Source organism: Tahibacter soli (assembly GCF_025717065.2).
Lineage (GTDB): Bacteria > Pseudomonadota > Gammaproteobacteria > Xanthomonadales > Rhodanobacteraceae > Tahibacter > Tahibacter soli.
Genome location: NZ_JAOVZO020000003.1, coordinates 153331 through 164056 on the forward strand (window position 1 = coordinate 153331; position 10726 = coordinate 164056).

Here is a 10726-nt window from a genome sequence, read left to right on the forward strand (position 1 = left end):
TTGCGGCGGGGACCGGATCAGGTGCTGGTGACGGTCAGCACGAAATTGACGTCGGTGTTCGAACCGGCCGTCGTGCTGTACAGACCCAGCGCCGTCGCGTTGGTCAGGTTGAGGTTCAGGCGCACGTCGCCCGAGCGCGGCGTTCCCAGGCCCGGGTCCGGGAACTGGATCGAGGCGGCCGGACCGGCGGCGCCGGACTGCACCTGATAGCCCGACAGGCCGATCGTGTTGCCCGCGACCGGGCCGGTCAGCGTCGTGCCGGCACCGGCGGCGACGGCAACCGTCGTCGTCGAGGCGCCGCCCGCGGCGCGGACCGCCCAGATGTTCTGCAGCACCAGCGGCAGCGCCGAGGCCGACAGGCCGAGCGCGGGCGGGGCGATATTGAAATTCGCGACGAGCGCGGTCGGCGTGACGGCCGGCGTCGGCACCGCGGTGACGGCGGCGGCCGCGGCACCCTGGTTGCAGGCGAACGTGTCGGTGCTGCCGGCGCAGCTCGCCGGCAGCGTGCCGGCGACGTCGGTCAGGTTGATGTTCACGTCGACCGACGAGTAGTAGTACAGAATGGTGATGCCGTTCTGCAGGTTGATGTCGACGTCGACGTTGCCGGTCGCCTGCGCGAACGCGGCAGTCGGAAACAGGCTGGAGGCGGCCAGGGCGCAGGCGGCAGCCAGTGCGAGGCGCTTGGTATGTTTGACGATCACGATGGGATTCCCCGTAGTGGATTGAAAACGCACTGCTGAGTACGTCTTTTGAGCAGCGCGTACGGCAAAGCACGCGGCATGCCGAAATGTGCGCTTCATCACACTTTGTGACACTCCGTAACAATCGCGGGGGATTTGCGCCGATTTCGATGAGCCGGCGGCTTGTCGGATTGCGAGTTACGGCGACTTCGGGAATCACGGTGGAGCAGTGCAGAAATGTCTGGCGTTTCCTGCCGGCAGTCTGTACGCTTCGCGCCCCGCTCGACGGCCGGCTCCGCTCGAGCGAATACTTGCAACGACGGCATTGACTTTCGTCCTGCAGGTCACGAAAATGCCGGGCTCCGTGCTGGAGGGATACCCAAGCGGCCAACGGGGGCAGACTGTAAATCTGCTGGCTTACGCCTTCGGTGGTTCGAATCCACCTCCCTCCACCAGTAACTGGTTCCGCACGAGCGGGAGTAGTTCAATGGTAGAACCTCAGCCTTCCAAGCTGATTGTGCGGGTTCGATTCCCGTCTCCCGCTCCATTGAATCATTGCCGCACGTTGCATTCGCTCACGTAGCTCAGTCGGTAGAGCACTTCCTTGGTAAGGAAGAGGTCGAAGGTTCGATTCCTTTCGTGAGCACCATCTGCGAGTTGTCGTTAACGCGTCAGTACTCGTCCACCTCCTTTGATTGATCTCTCGGGGTTTTGCAGGCATGGCCAAGGGTAAATTCGAGCGTACCAAGCCGCATGTCAACGTCGGCACGATTGGTCACGTGGATCACGGCAAGACGACGCTGACGGCGGCGCTGACGAAGATCGGCGCGGAGCGTTTCGGCGGCGAATTCAAGGCGTACGACCAGATCGACGCGGCGCCGGAAGAGAAGGCGCGCGGCATCACGATTTCGACGGCGCACGTGGAATACGAATCGCCGAACCGTCACTACGCGCACGTGGACTGCCCGGGCCATGCCGACTACGTGAAGAACATGATCACGGGTGCGGCGCAGATGGACGGCGCGATCCTGGTGTGCTCGGCCGCTGACGGCCCGATGCCGCAGACGCGCGAACACATCCTGCTGGCGCGCCAGGTCGGTGTGCCGTACGTGGTGGTGTTCCTGAACAAGGCTGACATGGTCGACGACGCCGAGCTGCTGGAGCTCGTCGAAATGGAAGTGCGCGAACTGCTGAGCAAGTACGAGTTCCCGGGCGACGACACGCCGGTGATCAAGGGTTCGGCGCTCAAGGCGCTGGAAGGCGATCAGAGCGAAATCGGCGTGCCGGCGATCATCAAGCTGGTGGAAGCGCTGGATACGTACATTCCGGAACCGGTGCGCGTGCTGGACAAGCCGTTCCTGATGCCGGTGGAAGACGTGTTCTCGATTTCCGGTCGCGGTACGGTGGTGACCGGTCGCGTGGAGCGCGGCGTGATCAAGGTCGGCGAAGAAATCGAAATCGTGGGCATTCGTCCGACGGTGAAGACGACGGTGACGGGCGTTGAAATGTTCCGCAAGCTGCTCGATCAGGGCCAGGCGGGCGACAACGTGGGCCTGCTGCTGCGCGGCACGAAGCGCGACGACGTGGAGCGCGGCCAGGTGCTGTGCAAGCCGGGTTCGATCAACCCGCACACGAAGTTCGAAGCCGAGGTGTACGTGCTGTCGAAGGAAGAGGGCGGTCGTCATACGCCGTTCTTCAAGGGTTACCGCCCGCAGTTCTACTTCCGCACGACGGACGTGACGGGCAACGTGGAACTGCCGGAAGGCGTCGAGATGGTGATGCCGGGCGACAACGTGAAGATGGTCGTGACGCTGATCGCGCCGATCGCGATGGAAGAAGGTCTGCGCTTCGCGATCCGCGAAGGCGGCCGTACCGTCGGCGCCGGCGTCGTCGCCAAGATCTTCGCTTGATGTAGCGACGACGAACCCCCAGCTGGACGGTTCGTTTCGCGAGGATGAGGCTTTGGCGGCGCAAGCCGCCGAAGCTGTTTAGGAAAGACCAGGTTTTACGCGGTACGCCAGTAGCTCAATTGGCAGAGCAGCGGTCTCCAAAACCGCAGGTTGGGGGTTCGAGTCCCTCCTGGCGTGCCATTCGTCGGGTTTTCGGCTTGGCTCAAGCGCGCAAGCGCCGACGCGGGGCCCGTAACGGCCGCTAGAGATAATGAACGCGAAAGTCGAACAAGCTTCCGGCGTCAACGCCACCGACATCGTCAAGCTCGTGCTGGCCGCCGCTGTCGGCGTCGCCGGCATTGTCGGTTTCTACTACTTTGCCGATACGGCGAAGATTCTGCGCGTGCTCGGCCTGCTCGCCGCGCTCGTCGCCGCCGGCGCGCTCGTCGTCATCACGGCGCCGGGCCGCGCGCTCGTCGAGTTCCTGCGCAAGTCGCACCTCGAGCTGCGCAAGGTCGTGTGGCCGACGCGCGACGAAACGATTCGTTCGACCGGCGTGATCATCGTCGTCGTGATCATCATCAGCATCATCCTCGGCCTCATCGACCTGCTGCTGAAGGTCGTGGTCATGGACTGGCTGCTCAAGCTCTGAGCACAGGGAAGATCATGGCCAAGCGTTGGTATGTGGTTCACGCCTATTCGGGATTCGAGCATCAGGTCGCGCGCGCCCTGAAGGATCGCGTCGTGCGGTTCGAGATGCAGGACAAGTTCGGCGAGATTCTCGTTCCGACCGAGGAAGTGATCGAGATGCGCGGCGGCCAGAAGCGCCGCAGCGAGCGCAAGTTCTACCCGGGCTACGTGTTCGTCGAAATCGAAACCGATTCCGAGAACAAGGCGCCGAAGATCGACGACGAATCCTGGCATCTCGTCAAGGAAACGCCGAAGGTGATGGGCTTCATCGGCGGCACCGCCGACCGCCCGCTCCCGATCAAGGACGCCGATGCCGAACGCATGCTCCAGCGCATTCGCGAAGGCGCCGAGAAGCCGCGTCCGCGCGTGCTGTTCGAGCCGGGCGAGATGGTGCGCGTCATCGACGGTCCGTTCGTCGACTTCAACGGCGTGGTCGAAGAGATCAACTACGAAAAGAGCCGCCTGCGCGTGGCGGTTCTGATTTTCGGGCGCTCGACGCCGGTCGAACTCGAGTTCGGCCAGGTCGAGAAGGCCTAAAGGTGTAAGGCCGTCCACGGACGGCTTTACGGCTAAAACAGAGCGAGGAGCCGCAAGGCGTCTGCACTCGCAGGAGTAAATCATGGCAAAGAAAGTCGTCGGCTATATCAAGCTGCAGGTGAAGGCCGGTCAGGCCAACCCCTCGCCGCCGGTCGGTCCCGCGCTCGGTCAGCGCGGCCTCAACATCATGGAATTCTGCAAGGCGTTCAACGCCGCGACGCAGAAGCTGGAACCGGGCCTGCCGATTCCGGTCGTGATCACGGCGTATTCCGACCGTTCGTTCACGTTCATCACCAAGACCCCGCCGGCTTCGATCCTTCTCAAGAAGGCCGCCGGCATCGCGTCGGGCTCCAAGCGCCCGAACACGGAAAAGGTCGGCAAGGTCACGCGCAAGCAGCTCGAAGAAATCGCGACGACCAAGATGCCGGATCTCACCGCCGCTGACCTCGAAGCCGCCGTGCGCACCATCGCCGGCAGCGCGCGCAGCATGGGCCTGAACACGGAGATCTGACGTCATGGCAAAGATCAGCAAGCGTTTCAAAGCCCTCCAGGGCCTCGTCGAGCCGGGCAAGGCGTATGCCGTCGATGCCGCTCTGAAGATCCTCAAGGACAATTCGAAGACGAAGTTCGTCGAATCCGTCGACGTCTCGGTCCGCCTCGGCATCGACGCCAAGAAGTCGGACCAGGGCGTGCGCGGCTCGAGCCTGCTGCCGCACGGCACCGGCAAGACGATCCGCGTCGCGGTGTTCTGCCCGCCGGGCGAGAAGGCGGAAGCGGCCAAGGCCGCCGGTGCCGACGCCGTGGGCATGGACGACCTCGCCGAAAAGATGCAGGCCGGCGAACTCAACTACGGCCGCATCATCGCCACGCCGGACGCGATGCGCGTCGTCGGAAAGCTCGGTCAGCTGCTCGGCCCGCGCGGCCTGATGCCGAACCCGAAGGACGGCTCGGTCACGGCCGACGTCGCCACCGCGGTGAAGAACGCCAAGGCGGGTCAGGTGAAGTTCCGCAACGACAAGGCCGGCATCATCCACGCGACGATCGGCAAGGCGAACTTCGGCGCCGACGCGCTCAAGGACAACCTCAACGCGCTGCTGGCCGACCTCGTCAAGGCGAAGCCGTCCACCGCGAAGGGCCAGTACCTGCAGAAGGTTTCGCTGTCGACCACGATGGGCCTCGGCGTGATCGTCGACCAGTCCACGCTCGGCGTGAAGCTGTAAGTTTTCTTTCAACGCGATTCGCCCGGAGACGGCGAAGCGCAAACCGGTGCGAGAGCGCCGGACGATTTTGAGGGCTCCCGGTCAGTGACGACCGGGCGCCGTCAAAGACCGCAGGCGATCGGAACGATTCGCCCGGGAGTGCAAGGAAGCGCTGCACTGCGAAGGATGCTCCCGGCCGTATCGCGAAGGTCTTAATCGCACGGCCTGCGCAGATGGTGCTGCCCGAACAGGTTTACCTGGAACGGCCACCAAAACCGGTATCGAGAGATACCAGCGGATCAAAGAAGGACGATCGATCCGTCGTCGCTTTGGATCTCGTCGCGCAGGAGCGCGGACGGATCCGGTTCGGAGAACGCAATGGCGCTCAATCTTGCGCAAAAGAAAGAGGTCGTTGCCGAACTGGCGAATGTGGCTTCCTCGGCTTATTCCCTGGTTGCCGCCCAGTATGCCGGTCTTACCGTCGGCCAGCTCACCGAGCTGCGCAAGAAGGCGCGTCAGAACGGGGTGTATCTCAAGGTTGCGAAGAACACCCTCGTTTCCCGCGCAGTGGAAGGTACCGATTACGAGTGCGTCAAGGACTCGCTGACCGGTCCCCTGCTGTATGCCTTCTCGAAGGAAGATCCGGGCGCCGCTGGGCGTCTGATCAAGGAATTCGCCAAGGGAACGGACAAGCTGAAGCCGACTCTGGTCGCCATCGGCGGCAAGGCATACCCGGGCTCGCACGTCGACGTGCTGGCCTCGCTGCCGACCCGCGATCAGGCGCTCAGCATGTTCCTCAGCGTACTCGTCCAGCCTGCCACCATGCTCGTTCGTCTGCTGTCGGAGCCCGCGTCCCAGGTGGCGCGCGTTACGAAGGCGGTCGGCGAGAAGCAGGCGGCGTAAGCCACACGCCAAGCCGGTCACGAAATTCACGTATAGCCGTTTAATCCAGGAGTTATCACAATGTCTCTCTCCAACGAGCAGATCATCGAAGCGATCGCCGGCAAGACCCTCATCGAAGTGATGGAGCTGGTCAAGGCGATGGAAGAAAAGTTCGGCGTGTCCGCCGCCGCCCCGGTTGCCGTGGCCGCCGGCCCGGCCGCCCCGGCTGCCGCCGTCGAAGAAAAGACCGAATTCACCGTCGTCCTCAAGGCCGCCGGCGAGAAGAAGGTCGAAGTCATCAAGGCGATCCGTGCGATCACCGGCCTGGGCCTCAAGGAAGCCAAGGACCTCGTCGAATCCGCTCCGGCCACCGTCAAGGAAGCCGCCAGCAAGGACGACTCGGCCAAGTTCAAGAAGGAACTGGAAGCTGCCGGCGCCACCGTCGAGATCAAGTAAGCGACGCATTGCGTCGCCTGCTAGACCAGGCAAGTCGAAAGCCTGGGGGCGTAAGCTCCCGGGCTTTCACTGTTTCACCGTTGTTCGCGATGGATCGCGACTATCGGAAAACGGTGCGTGGTGATGCGAACACCAACGTAACTGGCACGCCGTTTTCCGATATCCGTTTTCCCTTCCACGCCGGCGCATCTGTGACGGCGGCTATAACCCGAGGCGGTACCCGACCATGACCTACTCGTTCACTCAAAAGAAGCGTATCCGCAAGGATTTCGGCAAGCGTCCCGTCGTGCTCGACGTGCCGTTCCTGCTCGCGATCCAGGTGGATTCCTACCGCGAGTTCCTGCAGCTCGAAGCCGGCGGCATCACGGCGCGCGAAGACAAGGGCCTGCACGCGGCGCTGAAATCGGTATTCCCGATCTCCAGCTATTCCGGCAATGCCGCACTCGAGTACGTCAGCTATCGTCTGGGCGAGCCGCCTTTCGACGAGCGCGAATGCCGCCAGCGCGGCATGAGCTACGGCGCGCCGCTGCGTGTGACCGTGCGCCTGGTCATCTACGACAAGGACAGCCCGGCCAGCAACAAGGCGATCAAATATGTGAAGGAGCAAGAAGTGTACATGGGCGAACTGCCGCTCATGACCGACACCGGCACCTTCATCGTCAACGGCACCGAGCGCGTCATCGTCTCGCAGCTGCATCGTTCGCCGGGCGTGTTCTTCGACCACGACCGCGGCAAGACGCACAGCTCGGGCAAGCTCCTTTTCTCCGCGCGCGTGATTCCGTACCGCGGTTCGTGGCTCGACTTCGAGTTCGACCCGAAGGACTGCCTGTTCACGCGTATCGACCGTCGCCGCAAACTGCCGGTGACGGTGCTGCTGCGCGCGCTCGGCTACACCAACGCCGAAATGCTCGACCTGTTCTTCGAGAAGAACACGTTCACGCTCGGCAAGCAGGGCGGCGCCGAACTCGAACTCGTCGCCGAGCGTCTGCGCGGCGAAACGCTGAACTTCGACCTGCGCGCCGGCGAGCGCGTCGTCGTGGAGGCCGGCAAGCGCATCACCGCGCGCCACGTGCGCGACCTGCAGAAAGAAAACATCACGTCGCTCGAAGTGCCGGACGACTACCTGCTCGGCCGCATCCTCGCGCACGACGTCGTCGACAAGAAGACGGGCGAGCTGATCGCCACGGCGAACGAAGAGCTCAACGAAACGCTGCTCGAGAAGTTCCGCAAGGCCGGCGTCGAGAAGATCGCCACGCTGTGGGTGAACGATCTCGACCGCGGTCCGTACATTTCCTCGACGCTGCGCATCGATTCGACCAAGACGCCGCTCGAGGCGCTGGTCGAAATCTACCGCATGATGCGTCCGGGCGAGCCGCCGACGAAGGAAGCGGCGCAGAACCTGTTCTTCAACCTGTTCTTCACGTTCGAGCGCTACGACCTCGATCGCGTCGGTCGAATGAAGTTCAACCGCCGCGTCGGCCGCAAGGACGACAACGGCCCGGGCATCCTGTACGACCACAAGTACCTGAACGAGCGCAACGACGAAGAGTCCAAGCGCCTGGTGCGCGAGCTCGGCCAGACGTCGGACATCCTCGACGTGATCCGCACGCTGTGCGAAATCCGCAACGGTCGCGGCACCGTCGACGACATCGACCATCTCGGCAACCGCCGCGTGCGTTCGGTCGGCGAAATGGCCGAGAACGTGTTCCGCATCGGCCTCGTGCGCGTCGAGCGTGCGGTCAAGGAGCGCCTGTCGCTCGCCGAGTCGGAAGGCCTGACGCCGCAGGAACTGATCAACGCCAAGCCAGTGGCCGCGGCGATCAAGGAGTTCTTCGGCTCGTCGCAGCTGTCGCAGTTCATGGACCAGAACAACCCGCTGTCGGAAGTGACGCACAAGCGTCGCGTGTCGGCGCTCGGTCCGGGCGGCCTGACGCGCGAACGCGCGGGCTTCGAAGTGCGCGACGTTCATCCGACGCACTACGGACGCGTGTGCACGATCGAAACGCCGGAAGGCCCGAACATCGGCCTGATCAACTCGCTCGCGGTGTACGCGCGCACGAACGACTACGGCTTCCTCGAGACGCCGTACCGCCGCGTGACGGACGGCAAGGTGACGAGCGAAGTCGACTACCTGTCGGCGATCGGCGAAGGCGAATTCGTCATCGCGCAGGCGAACTCCTCGCTGACCGAAGACGGCCGCTTCATCGACGAATACGTCGCGTGCCGCTTCCGCGGCGAATCCGAACTGCGCCTGTCGAGCGACGTGCACTACATGGACGTCTCGCCGATGCAGACCGTGTCGGTCGCCGCGGCGCTCGTGCCGTTCCTCGAACACGACGACGCGAACCGCGCACTGATGGGCGCGAACATGCAGCGCCAGGCCGTACCGACGCTGCGCGCCGAGAAGCCGCTCGTCGGCACCGGCATCGAGCGCGCGGTGGCGCGCGACTCGGGCGTGCTCGTGCTCGCCAAGCGCGGCGGCGTGATCGACCAGGTCGACGCGGGCCGCATCGTGGTGCGCGCGCATGAATCGGAAGTCGACGACAACGACGCCGGCGTCGACATCTACACGCTGACGAAGTACACGCGTTCGAACCAGAACACCTGCATGAACCAGCGTCCGCTGGTGAAGGTCGGCGACATCGTGGCCCGCGGCGACGCGCTCGCCGACGGCCCGTCGACCGACATCGGCGAGCTCGCGCTCGGCCAGAACATGCTGGTCGCGTTCATGCCGTGGAACGGCTACAACTTCGAAGACTCGATCCTGATCTCCGAACGCGTCGTCGAAGAAGACCGCTACACGACGATCCACATCGAAGAACTGACCTGCGTCGCGCGCGACACGAAGCTCGGCCCTGAAGAAATCACGGCCGACATCCCGAACGTCGGCGAGCAGGCGCTTTCGCGCCTGGACGAATCCGGCGTCGTCTACATCGGCGCGGAAGTGAAGGCCGGCGACATCATGGTCGGCAAGGTCACGCCGAAGGGCGAGTCGCAGCTGACACCGGAAGAAAAGCTCCTGCGCGCGATCTTCGGCGAGAAGGCGTCCGACGTGAAGGACAGCTCGCTGCGCGTGCCGCCGGGCATGGACGGCACGGTCATCGACGTGCAGGTGTTCACGCGCGACGGCATCGAGAAGGACAAGCGCGCGCGCCAGATCGAAGAGATGGAGATCAAGCGCGTCAAGAAGGACTTCGACGACCAGTTCCGCATCCTCGAAAGCGCGATCTACGCGCGTCTGCGTTCGGCGCTGCTCGGCAAGGTCGCCAACCACGGCCCGAACGGCCTGAAGAAGGGCGCCGAGATCACCAACGAGTATCTCGACGAACTCAAGAAGGACGAGTGGTTCAAGCTCGGCGTCAAGGACGACGACGCGGCCGACTTCCTCGAGCGCGCGGCCGAGCAGATCCGCCGCCACCGCGAGGAGTTCGACCGCCGCTTCAAGGAGAAGCAGGGCAAGATCACGCAGGGCGACGATCTCGCCCCGGGCGTGCTCAAGATGGTCAAGGTCTACCTCGCCGTGAAGCGCCGCATCCAGCCGGGCGACAAGATGGCCGGCCGCCACGGCAACAAGGGTGTCGTGTCGATGATCGTACCGGTCGAGGACATGCCGTTCTCGGCGGACGGTCGTCCGGTCGATATCGTGCTGAACCCGCTCGGCGTGCCGTCGCGTATGAACATCGGCCAGATTCTCGAAGTCCACCTCGGTTGGGCGGCGAAGGGCCTGGGCCACAAGATCGAAGCGATGATCGCGGCCAACGAGAAGGTGGGCGAACTGCGCAAGTTCCTCGACCAGATCTACAACCACGACAAGTCGGCGTTCGGCGATCGCGTCGACCTGAGGGAATTCAGCGACGACGAACTGCTGAACCTCGCCAAGAACCTCGTTCGCGGCGTGCCGATGGCGACGCCGGTGTTCGACGGCGCGGCCGAAGAAGAGATCAAGGCGATGCTCGCGCTCGCCGATCTGCCGTCGTCGGGTCAGACGACGCTGTTCGACGGACGCACCGGCGAATCGTTCGACCGCAAGGTCACGGTCGGCTACATGCACATGCTCAAGCTCAACCACCTGGTCGACGACAAGATGCACGCGCGTTCGACCGGCCCGTACTCGCTCGTCACGCAGCAGCCGCTCGGCGGCAAGGCGCAGTTCGGCGGCCAGCGCTTCGGCGAAATGGAAGTGTGGGCGCTCGAAGCGTACGGCGCGGCGTACACGCTGCAGGAAATGCTGACGGTCAAGTCCGACGACGTGCCGGGCCGCAACCAGATGTACAAGAACATCGTCGACGGCAACCACGAGATGGCCGCGGGCATGCCGGAATCCTTCAACGTGCTGGTGAAGGAAATCCGCTCGCTCGCGATCAACATCGAACTGGAAGAGACGAAGTAAGCG

The 10726-nt window shown here is 63.8% G+C and carries 9 protein-coding genes and 4 tRNA genes; 12 read left to right on the forward strand and 1 reads right to left on the reverse strand.

The annotated features are described in order from the left end of the window. Positions 1-17 precede the first annotated feature (17 nt). A complete protein-coding gene (locus OD750_RS03015) occupies positions 18-701 on the reverse strand; it encodes a hypothetical protein (RefSeq protein WP_263542736.1) in 684 nt (227 codons plus the stop codon). A 348-nt stretch (positions 702-1049) separates the two neighbouring features. Between OD750_RS03015 and OD750_RS03020 the strand changes: the two genes are divergently transcribed. The 12 genes from OD750_RS03020 to rpoB all read left to right on the forward strand — a co-directional run bounded on the left by OD750_RS03020 (position 1050) and on the right by rpoB (position 10723). Beyond that, positions 1050-1135, forward strand: a tRNA-Tyr gene (locus OD750_RS03020). Positions 1136-1153: 18 nt separating this feature from the next. Next, a tRNA-Gly gene (locus tag OD750_RS03025) sits at positions 1154-1227 on the forward strand. Positions 1228-1253: 26 nt separating this feature from the next. Next, a tRNA-Thr gene (locus tag OD750_RS03030) sits at positions 1254-1329 on the forward strand. A gap of 70 nt (positions 1330-1399) precedes the next feature. Beyond that, entirely contained in the window at positions 1400-2590 is a 1191-nt protein-coding gene (tuf, locus tag OD750_RS03035; protein WP_263542737.1) for an elongation factor Tu, read from the forward strand. A 104-nt stretch (positions 2591-2694) separates the two neighbouring features. Beyond that, positions 2695-2770 (forward strand) — tRNA-Trp (locus OD750_RS03040). Positions 2771-2840: 70 nt separating this feature from the next. Then, positions 2841-3221 carry a preprotein translocase subunit SecE gene (gene secE, locus OD750_RS03045; protein WP_263542738.1) on the forward strand — a complete coding sequence of 127 codons (381 nt, stop codon included), beginning with the start codon at positions 2841-2843 and terminating at the stop codon, positions 3219-3221. 14 nt (positions 3222-3235) lie between these two features. Beyond that, a complete protein-coding gene (nusG, locus tag OD750_RS03050; protein WP_263542739.1) occupies positions 3236-3796 on the forward strand; it encodes a transcription termination/antitermination protein NusG in 561 nt (186 codons plus the stop codon). Positions 3797-3878: 82 nt separating this feature from the next. Next, entirely contained in the window at positions 3879-4307 is a 429-nt protein-coding gene (gene rplK / locus OD750_RS03055) for a 50S ribosomal protein L11 (protein WP_263542740.1), read from the forward strand. Positions 4308-4311: 4 nt separating this feature from the next. Next, entirely contained in the window at positions 4312-5016 is a 705-nt protein-coding gene (gene rplA, locus OD750_RS03060) for a 50S ribosomal protein L1 (protein ID WP_263542741.1), read from the forward strand. Positions 5017-5373: 357 nt separating this feature from the next. Then, complete coding sequence (rplJ, locus tag OD750_RS03065; RefSeq protein ID WP_263542742.1) at positions 5374-5898, forward strand: 50S ribosomal protein L10; 525 nt, start codon at positions 5374-5376, stop codon at positions 5896-5898. 60 nt (positions 5899-5958) lie between these two features. Further along, complete coding sequence (gene rplL / locus OD750_RS03070) at positions 5959-6333, forward strand: 50S ribosomal protein L7/L12 (RefSeq protein WP_263542743.1); 375 nt, start codon at positions 5959-5961, stop codon at positions 6331-6333. A gap of 226 nt (positions 6334-6559) precedes the next feature. Beyond that, a complete protein-coding gene (rpoB, locus tag OD750_RS03075; RefSeq protein WP_263542744.1) occupies positions 6560-10723 on the forward strand; it encodes a DNA-directed RNA polymerase subunit beta in 4164 nt (1387 codons plus the stop codon). The last annotated feature ends 3 nt before the right edge of the window (positions 10724-10726 follow it).